Origin of the sequence: Kitasatospora sp. NPDC058478 (assembly GCF_042720345.1) — a bacterium.
Taxonomy (GTDB): domain Bacteria; phylum Actinomycetota; class Actinomycetes; order Streptomycetales; family Streptomycetaceae; genus Kitasatospora.
In genome coordinates, this window is record NZ_JBHXML010000036.1 from 23245 (window position 1) to 37682 (window position 14438).

Consider the following 14438-nt stretch of genomic DNA (forward strand, 5'->3'; position numbering starts at 1 on the left):
CTCCGTTTCCCTTCGCCTGGTACCGGGCCGGGCCCGGGTCGGTCAGTTGCTGTGCTGGTGCTGCTGGCGGGTCTTCTCCTCCTCGCGCTGGGCGATGAACGCCGCGTACTGCTCGGCCGGAACGAGGCCGAGGTTCAGGCCGGCCGCGCCCAGTCCCTCGGGCAGTTCCTCCCGCCGCCGTTCGATGGCCGCGCAGCCGGCGCAGCGGGTGGTGGACACCTCGTAGGCCCGGCAGTCGCCGCCTTGGTCGGGCTGCCACTCCTCGTCCCGGGTACCGCACTGCGAGCAGGTCAGGCGCTGGAGTTCGGCGTAGGCCACGGCCTTCTCCCGGTCGGTCGGCGTCCAGCGGCCGTCGCCGCCGAGGAACTGGGAGTGGGGGATGCCCCAGCGGTCACACAGCTCCAGCTCGGTCCGTAGCCGCGGCTCGGACCTCAGCCTTTTCCCACGTCCGCCCGACGGGTGATCTGCGAGCTCCAGGCGCCTTCCCACAGTGCGAGGCGGTCGGTGTGGCCCCAGGTGGCCAGGAACTCGGCGGCCTGCTCCTCGGTGATGCCGTCCACGCTCGCAGCGGCGATCAGCGCCGGCGGGAACGTCTTGTCGTTCCACTCGGCGGTGGAGTCCCGTTCGGCCTCTTCCGGGGTCGGCGGGTGCGCCTTGATCAGATCGGCGAAGGCCTCTCCGGGCAGGGCGCGGAAGGTCAGCAGGGTGCTGAACCTGTCGGCGCCCGTCGTGGCGTCCTCCAGTTCGGCGGCCGCGGCCTCGGCCACGATCCGGCGGGACTCGTCCTCGGGGTCGGCGGCCGCCATCAGCGCGGCGTTCGCCGCCCGCTCCCGGATCGCCTCGAAGGCCTGCCGCACGTTGACGTCGTCCCACAGGCGGACCGGGACCTCGGCGAGCTGGCGGGTGCGCAGCTTCGCCAGCTTGAGAGCCCAGTGGGCGTCGGCTGCGACGGCGGCGGCCGGCGGCTCCGGCAGAGCGGCGTTGGTGGTGGTCTTGGGCATGGTGTCCTCCGAGCAGGAGTGAGGGGATGGGTCCCGGTCTGGGGTGTGCTCGCGCGTCCCCTCGTGCGCGCGAGCACACCCCAGACCGGGGGCATGGGGGTGCCGTCAGGAGGCGGCGGGGACCGATGCGCCCTGAACCGGGCGGCGGACGACGTAAAAATTCACCTTGAACTTCGCGGCCTCGTTGTCGGCGGAGAACACTGGCGCAAGAGAGCCGACCCTGACGGGGAAAACATCCATGGACTTGCTCTGGGGGATGTCGCCCTTGCGCAGGATGACGACGTAGCCCGCGGTCCCCTTCTTGAGCAGCTCCTCGAGCGTGTTGGTCGAGCTGTCCTCGTAGAAGGTCAGCCCCGAGTCCTTGGCCTTGTCCGAGCCCGGGATCGAAGAGTCGAACGTGTCCGACATGTCCGGGGTCTCGATGGCCTGCGACTCGTACGTCCAGCCGTCGACCTCGGCGATCGCGGCGGACAGGTTGGTGCCGGCCGTCAGCTCCGCCCGGGTCGGGATCATGGTCTGGGCAGTGATCGTCGGGACGAACAGGAAGATCGACGTGCCGCGACGGGTGTACTTGTCGACCGGCGTGGGTGCCGGGATGGTGGTGGTCGGCATGGTGGACCCCAAGGTGCCTGCGGGGTCGGCCAGTTGGTTACGGCCCGGCCCCTGGTGGACGGTGAGGGGTGGCCACCCGCGGAGGCGGGGGTAGCGTCCGCGATCTCCGCCGCGGTGCGGGTCCTGCTACAGCGTCAGAGCTGCGGCGTCCGGCCGGTGAAGTCGAACCGGAACCTGATCATGTAACTAACGATACCGTCGCCCGGGACCGGCTCGGTCCCCGCGTCGACCTCGATTCCCCGGGCACGGCACGTCACTCCGGCGGGGAGGGCGAGCGGGTACCGCCAGCGGCCAGTCGCGGACTCGCGCTCCAGCACTCCGGCTCGCGCCCGGTCCGCCAGCCACTCGGCCTGCTCGGTGGTTTCAGCGACCATCACGGCCTGATAGACCGCGCTGGCGTCCTCTCCCCGGTCGGTGAACGGTGCTCCCTCGACCGACCAACGGATCGGGTGCAGCACGGTGTACGGCGGCGGCAGCGGACCGGCAGGACTGCGGGGCAGGTTCCCGATGCCGCACGGCTTGCCGGTGGTGTCCTCCAGCAGCACGGCGAGCGCCTTCGTGACGGGGCGCCGGGCGATCACGAGGCGCCTTCTTCGTGCCGCTCCCGACCGTCCAGTGAGTGGTGCACGATCAGCCAGGCCATGCTGCCGTCGTCGCGCTCCACCGGGACCGTGGTCGGCCCGCACACGCAGTTGGGTTCCTCCGTCGTCGTGTTGTGCTCCACCAGGTCGTCGAGGGGGAAGACATGACCGCTGCTCATCGGAACACCCCCTCGATGGCGGCACGCAGTTGCTCGTCCGCCTGCTGTCCGAAGGTGGCGAGGGCGGGAGCGACGTGGGGGAACGGGGGCTGGTTGTAGTGCCGGCCGAGGGCGTCGGAGCCGACGAACCCGAACTCAAGGCGGCGGCCCTGCGGGGCGTTGGTGCCGACGGTGGCTTCGGCCAGGCCTCCGGTGCCCGCGGTGACCTCGACGGTCCACGAGTTCCGGTAAGCGCCGGTGATGACGTTGGGGCCGGGCCTGCCGGAGGCGTTGGCGCGGATCTGCTGGCGTAGCAGGGTGGCCTGGTGGCGTACCAGGCGGGTCATGGCGGGGCCGATGCGTTCGGCGGCCTGGTCCAGGGCGGCGGCGAGCTGTCCGGCGTCCTCGAAGGTGGTCACGGCGCCGTCCTGGGCTGGATCTCGTCGCACCAGGACATGCGGACTGCGATGAGGGTGTTGCCCTGGCCGCTCTGGGCGATCCGCCACCTGCGGCCGAGCAGCGACCGGTCGCCGTTCGGGTGGACGGCGGTGACGGTGAGGACGTCGTCGCGCAGCGGGACCGGCGCGTCGGGCGGGGTGAGGAGCTTGTAGGCCGCCTTCGGGTCGTCCACCCAGTCCTGAAGGTCGGCAGGCACCACACGGCCGATCGGCTGCGCGCCGGGTGCGACGACGGCGCCGGGCCCGTCGTAGACGGTGCTGCCGGGGGCGTCGTCGAGTTCGCCGGTGGTCTCGTTGAGCACCCTGCCGGGGCCGGGCCGGGCGATGCGTACGGTGTCGCCCATGACCAGTTCCTGGACCAGGCCGGCGAGGGAGGAGACGTCGAGGAGCGGCATCAGCGCTGGCCCTTCGCCCAGTCGCGGAGCTGGCGCAGCGCCGCCCTGGTGAGCTCGTTGCGGCCGCCGTCCAGGTCGGTGCGCTGAACGGCGGCGTTGGCGAGCTCGTCCGGGTCGATGCCGCTGAGGAACGCCACGACCGGGTCGGTGTCGGGGCACTCGTCGGCGACGGCGACGAGTGCCTGGCCGTCGAACACCACGCTGGTACCCAGTCGGGCGCGCAGCACGACCTGAGCCGGCTGGCCGCCCTCGTGGTGGATGGTGTAGCCGCGCACCTGGTTACCGACGTCCTGGCCGTCGAGGTGGATACTGCCGTGCAGGCCGTCCGAGGTGATGACGACGTGGTGCTGGCCGGGCTCGGAGATGCTGGTCACGGGTGCTCCCTGGTGGCGGGTGGTAAATCCGGCGTTGAGAAGGCGGCTGGACGCGGTGACGGTGACGGGCGCCGGGTCGGTCATCGGGGCCACCTGGGGGCGGGACGGGCGGGGAAGCGGGCGGTCAGCTCGGTCAGGTCCTGCCAGTAGGCGGTGGGTATGCCGTCCCACGGGTTGCTCGTCGGGGTGTACAGGGTGGAGTGCATGTAGATGGTGTGGCAGCCGTTGGCGCGGGCGAGGAGCACGGCCTCGCGGGCGTCGGCCCAGGTGGTGACGCCGTGCAGCAGGTGGACGGTCTTCTCCGGTCTGTAGCGTCTGACCCAGGCCGGGAACGCGGCCATGGCCTGCCGGTAGTCCGCCATGGTGCCCTCGAACGTGACGACCTGGTCGGCGATCTGCAGGTACCGCTCGTCGGCCGGCAGGGTGCCGCAGTTCAGGACGACCTGCCCCGCGCCGCGCTTGCGCAGGCCCTGGACCGTCGCCGACACCGCCTGGACGTCGCTGCCCTTCGCGGACACCTGGTCGAGGAAGACGCCGTCGGTGATGCCCCTGCTCACCCACTGGTCGGCCTGCTGGAACACCGTGAAGTCGACTACGGCGCCGTACCCGTGGTTGATGTAGCCGAGCACCGGGGTACCGCTCGCCTTCACGCTGCGGCCGGCGTCGTACAACACCGGGTCCTCCGTGGTCCCGGGCCCGTTGGCCTGGTTGAGGACGACCCAGCGCAGCGGCGTACCGGCGATGGTGAGCGCGTTCCAGCAGGCCGCGTCGATGCCGGGGTGCTGGTAGAGGGGCACGCCGAGCCCCATGGTGGTCAGTGCCATGTGGACTGGTCCTCCTCTTCGGCCTGCTGGCCGTCCTCGATGTCGGTGCGGCCGGTCAGGTCCGGCCGGGGGATGAAGCCACGGGTACACCCGGGGTGGGCGATCGGGTGGGCGGCGGCGGAGTCGACGCTGCGCAGCGTGCCGTCGGCCGGCTCGGGGTCGGGGTGGCTGGTCCAGCCGCAGTCGCGGCCGTCGACGACCTGCACCCAGTCGGCGTTCAGGTCGCCTGCGGTGGCGTGTACGGCGGCGGTGTTCGCGGCGGTGACGGCCTGGGCGGTGAGCGCGGCACGGGCCCAGGCCGCGGCCGGGTAGCGGGTGGCGTCGGCGTAGACCACGGCGTCGAGACGGTGACCGGCGGTCAGTCGGCTGGTGTCCGCCGGGCCGCGGGCGCGGAGGGTCTCTGCGACGGCGCGGTGGAAGCTCCGGGCGCGGCGGACGGTGTCGAGGACCCGGCGCAGCAACGCGGCGTAGGCCCCGGCGCTGAGTGCGGCGGCGGCGTGCTGGTGTTGGGCGGTCCACTCGAAGGCGGGGCGCGGGGCCCAGGCCGGCATCCGGGCGGTGTGCAGTGCGGCCTCGGCGCCGTGCCGGTAGGCGCGGGGCAGGTCGGTGCTGGCCCAGCGCGCGGTGATGCTCACGGCGGCCGCGTCGAATCCGGCGACGGCGGCGTTGAACTGGGCGAGGGCGGCGCGCAGCGTGGCACTGCGGCGGCGGGTGTCGCCGGTGGAGTCGACGACGGTCAGGACGGCCTGTTGGGCGCCGGTCAGGGTGCGCCAGGCAGCGGTGAGCTGGTCGGCGGCCGTCTCGATGAGGTGGTGGAGTTCCTGGTCACGCCAGGCCAGGGTGGTCACCGGCGCGGCCTGGCGGTGAACTGCAGCAGGCCTGTCCCGGTGGCGGCGTCGGGCTGGGCCTCGTCCGGGGCCGGGGCTGCGGCCGGGTCGGCGAGTGCGCCGATCTGGCGTTCCAGGGAGGCGATGTTGGCGCTGTTGTCGATGGCCAGCACACCGGTGAGGGTGATCCTCAGCGGCTGTCCGAGCAGGGCCTGTCGGCGTTCGCGCAGCACCTCGAGGGCGGTGGCGCGGGCAGAACGCAGGCGGGTGTACCGGGCGTCGAGGTCTGTTTGGTCGGTGCTGGTGCCGAGTTCGGCGAGCAGCCAGGCCCGGGTGGCGGCGTCCACGTCGCACCTCCGTGACGGGTGAGGGGGCCTCGGGGCCGGGCCGGGGAGGACGGCCCGGCCCGGCCCCGAGGGGATCGGGTTACTCAGTGATGGTCTTGCGGCCGTTGCGGCGGCCGGCCGGCTTCTGCTCCGGCTCCGGCTCGGGGTCGTCGGACGCCGGGTCCGGCTCGGGCTGGACTCCCGGGTCGGTGCCGGTTTCCGGGTCGGTGCCGGTTTCCGGTTCCGTCTCGGGAACGGGGTGCGGCAGGACGCCGCCGGCCCACGCGGCCGGGTTCGTCACCAGACGGGCCAGGCGCGGTTCCGGCTTAGTCCCGGCGTCCAGCACGACGGTCTGGTGGGTGTCCGGGTCCTGCACGAACACGGTGCTCGCCAGCGTGGCCACCACGGTCACCAGACCTTCGCGGTGATGTGGATGTCCGGCACGTACATCACCGGCATCGCGGCCGCGGAGCCCTTGGTGTAGACCTGCACCGGGTCGTCGTTGTAGCCGTGGGTGACGACGATGCCGGGCGCCTCTTCGCGCAGGATCGCCGGGTTGCTGCCGGAGGAGAGCACCAGGCCCTCGGCGGTGACGCCGTACTGCGTCTCGGCCCACTGGGTGGGGTTCGGCGGCAGCAGCACGTACACGTTGTCCGGCAGCGCGCGGACGTCGCCGTTGTCGGTGGGGATCGGCACGTCGTAGACGGTGATCTCCGGCAGGCCGTACCGGGCGCGCACCACCTGCACTTCCGACGGGGACAGGACGGCCGTCGGAAGGGTCGAGGACGAGACGGCCCCGTAGTAGGCGGCCCGGTAGGAGGCGTTGGACTGCAGGAGCGCCCGCGCCTTGTACGAGGTGATCGCGCGGGCCGGCAGCGGGGCTCCCGTGCTGCGCAGGTACTCGATCCACCGCATCTCGTCGCCGAGGATGTCGGCCGTCGGGTCGGTCCACGGCACCGGCGCGGTCGGCATGTTCGCGGCCGGCACCCCGAAGTCCGCCTCGACGAAGAGGCCGTTCTCCCCGGCGAGCGTGAACCGCCCGTCGAGCAGCAGGTCGCCGACGGCGAGTTCCAGGCGGGAGCGGATCGCGGTGACGTGGGCGGCGACGTCGTCGTAGAGGGACTGGATCAGGTCGCCCTCGTCCATGCCGCGGGAGGTGTCGAGCAGGATCTGCTCGAGTTCGCCGATGATGAACTTCTGGCCGAGCGGGGGGAGCATGCCCTCGGTCTGGATCCGGGTGACCTCGCGGGAGGCGACCGGGGTGGTGGCGTCCCAGGCGCGGTACTTCGCGGCCGGGATCCGGCGGCGCGTCTGCTTGGTGCGCCACTTCACGCTGTTGATGGTCTTGATGGGCATCACCGTGCTGGTGAGCTCGTAGTCCGTGGGGGTCTTGATGGCCCTCACGAAGGCCTGGATTTCGGTGGCGTCGATCCCCTTGAGGAGGTTCTCGATCATCTCAACGGCCATGGGTCAGTGCCTCCTCAGACGCCGGTGTAGTGGATGAGCGCCGTGGTCGAGCCGGGCGCGGGCGGGACGAACCCGGGGACGGGAAGCTTGGAGACGTCGACCTGGCCGTGGACGCGCAGCGCCCCGGCGGCCTTGGCCGCGCCGGGCACGAATGGCACGTCGAACTCCACGAAGCCGGCCAGGATCTCGGTGCCGTCGGAAGCGGTCGCGGTGCCGCCGTTGGTGGTGGTGGCGACGTTGACGGCCGGGCTGGTGCCGCCGGTCAGGCCGGTGGCGCTGGCGGTCATCTGAGCGACGTTGACGCCCAGGAAGTGGCCCAGGAACGCGACGGTGTAGGGCCCGCCGGCGTTGCCGGTCACGGTGACGTCGCCCGCGGCGATGTTGTTGAGCGCCTCCAGTGCGCCGCGCAGCTGCGCCGGGGTGGCGTTGTACGGGACCGGCGCGGTGGTCTGGCCGTTGAACGTCAGCGTGAACGTGCCGCCGGTCGGGCCGCCGGTGACGGTGACGGTCTGCGTCTCGGAGGTCGGCGGGCTGTACGGCGCGTACAGCCCGGACTCGTTGAGCCGGCCGAGCGGGATGCCGCTGCGGACGTTGCTGTACGGCTGGCTGATGCCGGAGCCGCGCACCCAGTGAGTACCCTCCACGAACCTCGTGAGGTCGAGGGTGACGGACTGGTTGAGTTCGGTGCCGTGGACGCCGGCGAGCCAGCGCCGGTTGGCGGTGTAGGTGTTGCTGGTGGTGATCGGCTGGATGCTCACGCCGGGTTCCCTCCCATGGCAGGTGTCTGCTGGGGCGGTGGACACGTACTGGTGCCGTCCACGGGAAAGGCGGGCGTGGTCCCGTCGGGGTGCAGCGGTCAGGCGAGGCCCATGGCCTCGGCTCGGGCGCGGCCGCGGTCGCCGGGGCGTGCGGCCGGACCCGTCCGGTGGGCCGGGCTGCCGGCGGGGGCGCCGCCGGGTGCCGGCGGCGCCGCCGGGGCGGCCGGGGTGCCGGTGAACAGCACGGGCCGGACCGACTTGAGCTGCTCGGCGGCGGTACGGATCGCGGCGTCGTCGGCGTCGTCGGCGAGACCACGGGCGAGGAACGCCTGCGCGACCTCGACGTCTGCGGCCGGCACGCCAAGCTGGAGGAGCACGGCCTGCTGGCGGGCGCTGCGCAACTCGGCCTGCGCGGCGGAGGCGGTGGCCACAGCCTGCGCCTCCTTGGCGGCCAGGGCCTGTTCCCGGGCGTCCAAGTCGGCAGCGCGCCGCTGCTCCTCCGTCAGGGCGGCGTCCCGGGTGGCCTTGGCATCGGTAAGAAACGTCTTCAGCTGCTCGTCGGTGACGGTCGTGGGGTCGAGCCCGGCGACCTCGGCGAGGGTGCGCAGGGCGGCCTGTCCGCCCTGCTTCTTCTCCTTGGCCATGATGAGGTTGAGGTGGCGCTGGGTGTAGGTAACGGTCTGCTCGCCGGGGCCGGCCGGGTCGCCCGACGGTGTGACCGGGGGAACGGTGCGGGCGGCGAGGTCGGCCGGAGTCGGCGGCGGCCCACCGACCGGCGGGGCAGACGGCGTGGGCGAGTCGGCCGGGGTGTTGTAGAGCGTGGTGGCCGCCAGGAGCTGGCGGCGCATCAGGTCACGGCGCATGGATGTCCTCCACCGTGAACGCCCCCGCGCCAACCACTATCGAGTGTAGGGGTGATCATGGTGTGCTCTGTCGCCGCGCGGCCGTGCCCGGCTCGGCGGGCTTGGGCTGGCCCGGAACGGGCGGGGTGGCACCGGGCTGGGGCGGCTGAGGGACCTGCGGGGGCAGGACGACGGCGGGCGGCTCGGGCGGTGCGCCCTTGAGTCCCAGGTAGTCGCGGACGGCCTGGGAGTCGCCGGTGGCGTCGGCGAGCTTCCCGGCATCGTCGAAGCTGCGGGCCTGGATGCGCTCGATCTCCTGCTCGACGTCGTCGATCGTCCAGCCGGCGTCGGTGAGCAGGCGCAGCGCGGTCTCCAGGCTGATCAGCCTGGCCTGGTAGGCGGTGGCGATGTCGGCGAGCACCGCGGTGAGGTCGGCCGGGGTGTAGGGGCCGAACTCCAGTACGGCGGGGACGACGGGCCCGGTCCAGTCCGGGTGCTGTCCGGCCTGGTAGAGCCGCTGGATCATCTTGAACATCAGCGCGTACTTGTGGTTCCGGGCGAGTCGGCCGGAGGCGACCATCATGTCCAGCGGGCTCATGGACAGCGCCAGGGCGTAGCCGGACGGGAGCTGGGACTGGTCGGCTGTGCCGAGGGCGACGGCGGGCATGCGCAGGTTTGCGGAGAGCCGGTCGAGGAGGTCGTGTGAGGCGCTGCGGAGTTCGGCGAGCTGGCCGGCGGTGTCGAGGACGTCCATCCGGCCTCCGGGCTCCAGCTTCATGGCCAGGCCGGCGCGGACCTGCAGTTCGTGCTGGCGGCTGATCAGGCCGGAGACGGCGATGACGGGCATGCCGGTGGTGGCGGAGGCGTGCGCGCTGTCGGTGTCGGTGCCAGCGAGGTCGTCCAGGAGCTGCAACACCTTGGCCAGGGCGGGCTGTCCCCAGTGCTCTTCGGCCTCGGGCACGGTGTTGGGGACGTGCACGACGGGGATGAAATCGATCATGAGGTCGAGGTGGTCAAGTACCTGGCCGTCGGAGCGGACGGCGAACTCGGCGCGGCCGAGGGGCAGGGTGTGCACGTCGATGTCGCCGGTCAGGTCTTCGAGGAGCCAGGTCGCGTCGGTGAGGTAGCACGTCCAGGCTGCCGGCTTGTCGTTCCACGGGTACTGGCGGCTGACGGTACCCGTGGCCTCGTCGTAGACGTCGCCGGGGGTCAGGGCGAGGGTGCCGTCCGGCAGTTCGGCGGGCGCGCGCAGGGAGCGGCCGTTGCCGTCCACGGCGGATCCCCGGGCCGGACCGATCCGGTCGAGTTCCCAGGTGATGCGCCGCACCCGCGCCTTCAGGCCCCGCCGGGTGTCCTCGGGCAGCTCCCAGGCGAGGTGCACGCGCCGCGGGTAGTCGTTCCCGGGTTCCTCGGACAGCTCCGGGTAGTAGAAGCCGGGGTCGGTGGCGGTCAGCCTCGGGCGCTCGCGCTCCGGGTCCCACGCGAGGTAGTAGACCGCGTCGCCCTGGACGACGGCCTTGCGCTCGCCCTGCTGGAGCCTCATGGGGAACAGCTCGGCCTCGGCCCAGGCGCGCAGCCGGTCCTGCACGTCCTGGGCGTGCTTGCTGTCGTCGCTGCTCGCGTCGTCGCCGCCGCTGGCTCCCTTGACGGTGATGTGCTGCTCCCGGCCGAGGATGTGCGCGAGGACGGCCTGGTTGAGCATGGCGGCGTCGCCGTACTCGCGGCGGTCGTCGTCGGCGCCGGACTGGATCGCGGCGAGGGCGCCGGCCTGGTTGGTGTCGTAGGCCACCATGGTCTTGTAGGCGGCCAGGCGGCGGGCGTCCTCGGCCGGCACCCAGAGCAGGTGTGCCTCGGGGTAGGCGCGCCGGTTCGGCGCACCGCCCTGGGAGGAAAAGACGGGCTTGTAGTTGAGCCATCCCCAGCTGTCGAGGATCCATCCCCGTACGGCACCCAGCACAGTCATCGGTCGTTCCTTCCCGGGGGTTATCGGCGGCCGGGCAGCGGGCCGCGGCGGTAGGTGCCGCTGCCGCCGTCGGCGGAGGCGGGGTCGATCAGTTCGGTGATCAGGTGGACGGCGGCGTCCATCCGGTCGGGGCTGTCCATGCCGGGCATCCACGACACCATCTGGCCCTCAAGCTCGGTGAACTCGCCGACGTGGTGGCCGCGGCCCTGGGCGTAGAACTGGGCGACGGGTTCGGCGCGCAGACGCTTGCCCTGCTGGGCGTTGACCTCGATGATCCGGGGGCACAGCAGTCCGCCGGTCGCGTTCTCACGTTCGAGTTCGGCCCAGGCCTGACGGATGACCTGCTTGGCCATATCGCCGCCGTAGTTCTTCTCCACGCCGACCGCGTCGGCGCCCAGTTCGATGGCGAGCAGGCATGCGGCACGGCCCCACAGGTCGGAGCCCATCTTGGCGGAGCGGTCGGCGAGGATGTAGAAGTCGCCGTCGGCGTCGCGGCCGCCGGCGACCAGGCCGACTTCGTCGCGCATCGCGTCGCCGCCGGACGGGTCGATGAAGACGACGATGCGGGTGAGGGTGATGCCGCGCATCGCCTCGGGGCTGATGCGGTGGTCAGTGATCCAGGACCAGCGCCACACGCCGCCCTCCATCGGACGAGGCCGCTGCTGGTAGAGGCTCCACCAGATGCGTTCGCCGACGGCCAGGCGGGTTTCGGCAAGGTCGGCCTCGTCGTAACGCATGGACCACAGGGCACGACCGATCGGCCGGCCAAGGGGGTCGTCGGCGGAGTCGGCGAGCGCCGGGAGGTTGATGCGGATCCAGCTGTCGGGTTCCTGCTGGAGGATGCGCCCGCAGAGATCGTCTTCGTGCCAGCGGGTGTTGATCACGATGATGCTGGCGCCGGGCGCGCGGCGGGTGTAGAAGACGGAGCGCCACCACTCCCAGACCCGGTCGCGCTGGGCCGGCGAGTTGGCGTCGTCGCTGCCCTTGAACGGGTCGTCCACGATGCCGAGCGAGAACCCCTTGCCGTTCAGGCTGCCGCCGACGCCTGCGGTGACCATGCCGCCGCGCACGCCGGACTTCGGCGGCGGGATCAGGTCGAAGCGGTTCGCGGCGTGGGAACCTGGGTGGAGCCGGATGCCGAGCAGGTCGGTGTGCTCGGCGATCTGGTCGCGGACCCACCGGCCGTGGTCGTCGGCGAGTTCGGCCCCGTAGGAGGCGAGCATGACGCGCGCGAGGGGGTTGCGGCGCATGAACCACAGCGGCCCCCAACGGGATGCGCGCTGGGACTTGCCGTGGCGGGGCGGCATCTCCACCATTGCCCGGATGCGCTCGCCGGCGTCGATACGCCGGTACAGGTGGTCGATCAGGTCGAGGTGCGGAGCCTGGAGTTCGACGCCGTCGGTCAGCACGTGGGCCATGGCGCCGGGCGAGCGGTCCATCATCAGGGCCTGTTCGGCCTGGGCCAGGCGGGTGCGCAGCTCCGGCCGGGCCTGCTCGGCAATGACGGCGCGCTGGCGGGCGGGCAGGGTCTTGTAGACCGTGACCAGTTCGGCAAGCTCGGCGTCGGGATCGCGGAGCTTCTTCTTACTGGCCATCGGCGGCCGCCCTCTTCTGCTGCTGTTCGGCGGCCGCGTTGGCGGCGATGAGCGCGCGCAGTTCGTCGACGGAGGCGGTGTCGATCAGGGGGGCGCCGTCGACGCCGGTGACCTCGGTGCGCACGGGCTTCTTGACACCCTGGATCTCGTCGAGCCGGGTGAGGACTCGCAGGGCCTGGTCTCGGGCGCGGAACTGTCGGTCGGCGGCCCGGGCCCGGTCCTCCGGGCTCTCCCACTCGTCCAGGTCGCCGAGGTCGGCGGCCTCGGCCAGGGCGACGCGCAGCAGTTCCTCGTACTGGGCGACGCGTAGGCGGCGCAGCGCGTCGACGTCCTGGTCGTACTTCGACTGGGCGGACTTGAGGGTGCGCGCGATGTCCTTGCCGACGACGCGGGCGAGGCTGCCGTCGGTGAGCGGGGTGTCGCCGGTTCGGTAGCGCTCGGCGCCGTAGCCCTCGGGGACGGCGCGGCTGCGGGTGTTGTGGGCGGGGTCGGCGTGGAGGTAGAGGCCGATCTCGAGGTTCGACCAGCCGCGGGTGAGCTTGAGGCGCACGGCTTCGGCGCGCCGGGCCTGGAGGTCCTGGCGCGCTGCGTTGTTACCCGGGGGTCCGGCCATGCCTCGCTCCATGCACCCCCGCGCACGGTTCCATGATCCCCTACTGCTGGTGGTGCTCTGTTCGCGCAGCTCACAGGTGGGTTACGGCATGCGGTGTTCAGGGCTTGCGGGCGTCGGTGCGGTGGGAGGATCCGCCGCATGTGGCTACGGATACGAACGATGGTGGCGGCCGGCCTGCTGGTCGCGGGGGTGTCTGGGTGTTCGGGTGGGGCCGGTGAGGGCCCGGTGGGCCCGGTGGGCCCGGTGGGCCCGGTGGTGCCGGCGTCCGCTTCGGGAGCGGAGGGCGGGCGGGAGCTGGTGGTGATGTTCGAGGGCAGGTTGCAGCCGCCGAACACGGCCCGGTGTCTGGGTGCCGGTGGGCGGGAGTGCGCGCAGTGGCTCGGGGCGGTGGCGCGGTTGGTGTCGGTGGACGCGGCGAACCACGTGGACCGGTACCCGGTGGGCGCGGAACGGGAGGCGCGGGTGGCGGAGCTGGTCGACCGGGTCGGTACGGCGGGCGATTCCTACAGCCGCGGCGGGTGTGAGGACCAGGTGGTGTTCGCGGCGGAGTCGCAGTGTCAGAGGGACTCGGCGGCGATCGTGGTGGGGGCGCGGTTGCTGGCGGACGTGTTGAAGTCCGAGTGGCCGTGAGCGGCGCAGGGGTGGTGCGTTGGGCCCCGGCGCAAACTCTGCTGTGCACGGGGGGTTCACATAGGTTCATGACGCCGGGGCCCTGCGCTGGTCATGATGCTGGGCCAGGTTCGGCGCAGAGTCAACGCGGCGCGGTTGCGGGGGCAGCGGTGCGCAGTTGGTGGATGAGGGTGGCGATGTCGGGCGTCTGCGGCCAGGCGTGGGCGGCGACGGCGCAGCGGATCGTCGGCGACTGCGGGCGGGGCGCGGGGGTGGCGGCGTGGCGGGGGTTGAACGCGGCGGACGGCACAGGAGCACCTCTTTCTTCGGGGGCAGGACCATGACGTGTACCGGCTGCGGCCAGAGGTGGCTGTACGGATACATCACCCTGCCGTCTCCAGTCGCTGCCCGATGGACTGAGATCGCCAGACGATGCAGCATAATCACACCACACGATGATCAGGTAGGGGCATTTCGGTGCGGGCCAACGGCGGCCGGCCACCGGAACCCAGCAGCAACGGAAGGGGGACCCGCCCATGAGCCGTTCGGAGAACAGCGCCGCCGCCAAGCGCGCGCATTCGATCGCCGACCGCCTCAACAAGCTCATCTACTCGGAGAACGAGGCCCGTGCCCGACGTGGCGAGGGTCCGCTCAGCAACCGCGAGCTGGCCGAACGCGCGAGCACGGCCGAGGAGACGATTTCCAAGGACACGGTCCAGCAACTGCGTACGGCGAAAGCCCGCGGGGGCCGCACGCCGAACCCGACGGTGGAGACGCTGGCCGTTCTCGGCGCGGCGTTCGGTCTCCGAAGCGGGGCCGAATACTTCGTCGGCGAGGAGAAGACCGCCGCACGGATCCTGGACCAGGTCCGCACCCTCAACGGCCTGAGCGCGCTGCGTTCCGAGGCCGAGGTACGCGTCGACCAGCTGCTGATGCGCGCCGAAGGGGTGTCAGAAGCGGGCATGGGCCAGGTGCTGTCGCTCCTCGACGACCTCACGGCCCTGGAAGCGCAGTACCGCCCGAAGTAGCCTGACC

The 14438-nt window shown here is 72.0% G+C and carries 21 protein-coding genes; 2 read left to right on the forward strand and 19 right to left on the reverse strand.

Annotation, left to right across the window (positions count from 1 at the left end; genetic code table 11):
- Positions 1 to 42: 42 nt before the first annotated feature.
- From ACFWPT_RS20915 to ACFWPT_RS21000, 18 genes are all read right to left on the reverse strand, one after another.
- The gene (locus tag ACFWPT_RS20915) at positions 43 to 318 is read right to left on the reverse strand and encodes a hypothetical protein (RefSeq protein ID WP_380483318.1); all 276 of its coding nucleotides are present in this window, start codon (positions 316 to 318) and stop codon (positions 43 to 45) included.
- A 113-nt stretch (positions 319 to 431) separates the two neighbouring features.
- On the reverse strand, positions 432 to 1001 hold the full coding sequence (locus ACFWPT_RS20920; RefSeq protein ID WP_380483320.1) for a hypothetical protein: 570 nt from the start codon (positions 999 to 1001) through the stop codon (positions 432 to 434).
- A 105-nt stretch (positions 1002 to 1106) separates the two neighbouring features.
- Positions 1107 to 1613 (reverse strand): hypothetical protein, encoded by a 507-nt coding sequence (locus tag ACFWPT_RS20925; RefSeq protein ID WP_380483322.1) that lies wholly within the window; start codon positions 1611 to 1613, stop codon positions 1107 to 1109.
- Positions 1614 to 1747: 134 nt separating this feature from the next.
- Entirely contained in the window at positions 1748 to 2194 is a 447-nt protein-coding gene (locus ACFWPT_RS20930) for a hypothetical protein (protein ID WP_380483324.1), read from the reverse strand.
- Positions 2191 to 2373 (reverse strand): hypothetical protein, encoded by a 183-nt coding sequence (locus ACFWPT_RS20935; protein WP_380483326.1) that lies wholly within the window; start codon positions 2371 to 2373, stop codon positions 2191 to 2193. The genes ACFWPT_RS20930 and ACFWPT_RS20935 overlap by 4 nt, the downstream gene beginning before the upstream one ends.
- Positions 2370 to 2771, reverse strand: coding sequence for an HK97 gp10 family phage protein (locus ACFWPT_RS20940; RefSeq protein ID WP_380483328.1), 402 nt, complete (start codon positions 2769 to 2771; stop codon positions 2370 to 2372). Before ACFWPT_RS20940 ends, ACFWPT_RS20935 begins: the two co-directional genes overlap by 4 nt.
- The gene (locus ACFWPT_RS20945; RefSeq protein ID WP_380483330.1) at positions 2768 to 3205 is read right to left on the reverse strand and encodes a DUF6093 family protein; all 438 of its coding nucleotides are present in this window, start codon (positions 3203 to 3205) and stop codon (positions 2768 to 2770) included. The genes ACFWPT_RS20940 and ACFWPT_RS20945 overlap by 4 nt, the downstream gene beginning before the upstream one ends.
- Positions 3205 to 3663, reverse strand: a complete 459-nt coding sequence (locus ACFWPT_RS20950; RefSeq protein WP_380483332.1) for a hypothetical protein — start codon at positions 3661 to 3663, stop codon at positions 3205 to 3207. The genes ACFWPT_RS20945 and ACFWPT_RS20950 overlap by 1 nt, the downstream gene beginning before the upstream one ends.
- A complete protein-coding gene (locus ACFWPT_RS20955) occupies positions 3660 to 4403 on the reverse strand; it encodes a spherulation-specific family 4 protein (RefSeq protein WP_380483334.1) in 744 nt (247 codons plus the stop codon). Before ACFWPT_RS20955 ends, ACFWPT_RS20950 begins: the two co-directional genes overlap by 4 nt.
- Positions 4394 to 5251, reverse strand: coding sequence for a hypothetical protein (locus ACFWPT_RS20960; protein ID WP_380483336.1), 858 nt, complete (start codon positions 5249 to 5251; stop codon positions 4394 to 4396). Before ACFWPT_RS20960 ends, ACFWPT_RS20955 begins: the two co-directional genes overlap by 10 nt.
- On the reverse strand, positions 5248 to 5577 hold the full coding sequence (locus tag ACFWPT_RS20965) for a hypothetical protein (protein WP_380483338.1): 330 nt from the start codon (positions 5575 to 5577) through the stop codon (positions 5248 to 5250). The genes ACFWPT_RS20960 and ACFWPT_RS20965 overlap by 4 nt, the downstream gene beginning before the upstream one ends.
- A gap of 79 nt (positions 5578 to 5656) precedes the next feature.
- A complete protein-coding gene (locus ACFWPT_RS20970) occupies positions 5657 to 5962 on the reverse strand; it encodes a hypothetical protein (RefSeq protein ID WP_380483340.1) in 306 nt (101 codons plus the stop codon).
- A 2-nt stretch (positions 5963 to 5964) separates the two neighbouring features.
- Positions 5965 to 7023, reverse strand: a complete 1059-nt coding sequence (locus tag ACFWPT_RS20975; protein ID WP_380483342.1) for a major capsid protein — start codon at positions 7021 to 7023, stop codon at positions 5965 to 5967.
- Between the two features lie 14 nt (positions 7024 to 7037).
- Entirely contained in the window at positions 7038 to 7781 is a 744-nt protein-coding gene (locus ACFWPT_RS20980; protein WP_380483344.1) for a hypothetical protein, read from the reverse strand.
- Between the two features lie 98 nt (positions 7782 to 7879).
- Positions 7880 to 8644, reverse strand: coding sequence for a hypothetical protein (locus ACFWPT_RS20985; RefSeq protein ID WP_380483346.1), 765 nt, complete (start codon positions 8642 to 8644; stop codon positions 7880 to 7882).
- Positions 8645 to 8699: 55 nt separating this feature from the next.
- A complete protein-coding gene (locus ACFWPT_RS20990) occupies positions 8700 to 10586 on the reverse strand; it encodes a hypothetical protein (RefSeq protein WP_380483348.1) in 1887 nt (628 codons plus the stop codon).
- 20 nt (positions 10587 to 10606) lie between these two features.
- On the reverse strand, positions 10607 to 12181 hold the full coding sequence (locus ACFWPT_RS20995; RefSeq protein WP_380483350.1) for a terminase large subunit domain-containing protein: 1575 nt from the start codon (positions 12179 to 12181) through the stop codon (positions 10607 to 10609).
- On the reverse strand, positions 12171 to 12794 hold the full coding sequence (locus ACFWPT_RS21000; protein WP_380483352.1) for a hypothetical protein: 624 nt from the start codon (positions 12792 to 12794) through the stop codon (positions 12171 to 12173). The genes ACFWPT_RS20995 and ACFWPT_RS21000 overlap by 11 nt, the downstream gene beginning before the upstream one ends.
- Before the next feature lie 138 nt (positions 12795 to 12932).
- Between ACFWPT_RS21000 and ACFWPT_RS21005 the strand changes: the two genes are divergently transcribed.
- Positions 12933 to 13424: a hypothetical protein gene (locus ACFWPT_RS21005; protein ID WP_380483354.1), complete on the forward strand. Its 492-nt coding sequence runs from the start codon at positions 12933 to 12935 to the stop codon at positions 13422 to 13424.
- A gap of 121 nt (positions 13425 to 13545) precedes the next feature.
- On the opposite strand, the gene ACFWPT_RS21010 is transcribed toward ACFWPT_RS21005, so the two are convergent.
- Positions 13546 to 13713, reverse strand: coding sequence for a hypothetical protein (locus tag ACFWPT_RS21010; RefSeq protein WP_380483356.1), 168 nt, complete (start codon positions 13711 to 13713; stop codon positions 13546 to 13548).
- A 226-nt stretch (positions 13714 to 13939) separates the two neighbouring features.
- Here ACFWPT_RS21010 and ACFWPT_RS21015 point away from each other — a divergent pair, with 226 nt between their 5' ends.
- The gene (locus ACFWPT_RS21015) at positions 13940 to 14431 is read left to right on the forward strand and encodes a hypothetical protein (RefSeq protein WP_380483358.1); all 492 of its coding nucleotides are present in this window, start codon (positions 13940 to 13942) and stop codon (positions 14429 to 14431) included.
- Positions 14432 to 14438 lie beyond the last annotated feature (7 nt).

Coding starts and splice junctions, on each gene's coding strand:
- ACFWPT_RS20975 (WP_380483342.1), bottom strand. CDS start 7,023: ATGGCCGTTGAGATGATCGAGAACCTCCTCAAGGGGATCGACGCCACC.
- ACFWPT_RS20925 (WP_380483322.1), bottom strand. CDS start 1,613: ATGCCGACCACCACCATCCCGGCACCCACGCCGGTCGACAAGTACACC.
- ACFWPT_RS20985 (WP_380483346.1), bottom strand. CDS start 8,644: ATGCGCCGTGACCTGATGCGCCGCCAGCTCCTGGCGGCCACCACGCTC.
- ACFWPT_RS20990 (WP_380483348.1), bottom strand. CDS start 10,586: ATGACTGTGCTGGGTGCCGTACGGGGATGGATCCTCGACAGCTGGGGA.
- ACFWPT_RS20920 (WP_380483320.1), bottom strand. CDS start 1,001: ATGCCCAAGACCACCACCAACGCCGCTCTGCCGGAGCCGCCGGCCGCC.
- ACFWPT_RS21005 (WP_380483354.1), top strand. CDS start 12,933: ATGTGGCTACGGATACGAACGATGGTGGCGGCCGGCCTGCTGGTCGCG.
- ACFWPT_RS20935 (WP_380483326.1), bottom strand. CDS start 2,373: ATGAGCAGCGGTCATGTCTTCCCCCTCGACGACCTGGTGGAGCACAAC.
- ACFWPT_RS21000 (WP_380483352.1), bottom strand. CDS start 12,794: ATGGCCGGACCCCCGGGTAACAACGCAGCGCGCCAGGACCTCCAGGCC.
- ACFWPT_RS20955 (WP_380483334.1), bottom strand. CDS start 4,403: ATGGCACTGACCACCATGGGGCTCGGCGTGCCCCTCTACCAGCACCCC.
- ACFWPT_RS20950 (WP_380483332.1), bottom strand. CDS start 3,663: ATGACCGACCCGGCGCCCGTCACCGTCACCGCGTCCAGCCGCCTTCTC.
- ACFWPT_RS20945 (WP_380483330.1), bottom strand. CDS start 3,205: ATGCCGCTCCTCGACGTCTCCTCCCTCGCCGGCCTGGTCCAGGAACTG.
- ACFWPT_RS20995 (WP_380483350.1), bottom strand. CDS start 12,181: ATGGCCAGTAAGAAGAAGCTCCGCGATCCCGACGCCGAGCTTGCCGAA.
- ACFWPT_RS21015 (WP_380483358.1), top strand. CDS start 13,940: ATGAGCCGTTCGGAGAACAGCGCCGCCGCCAAGCGCGCGCATTCGATC.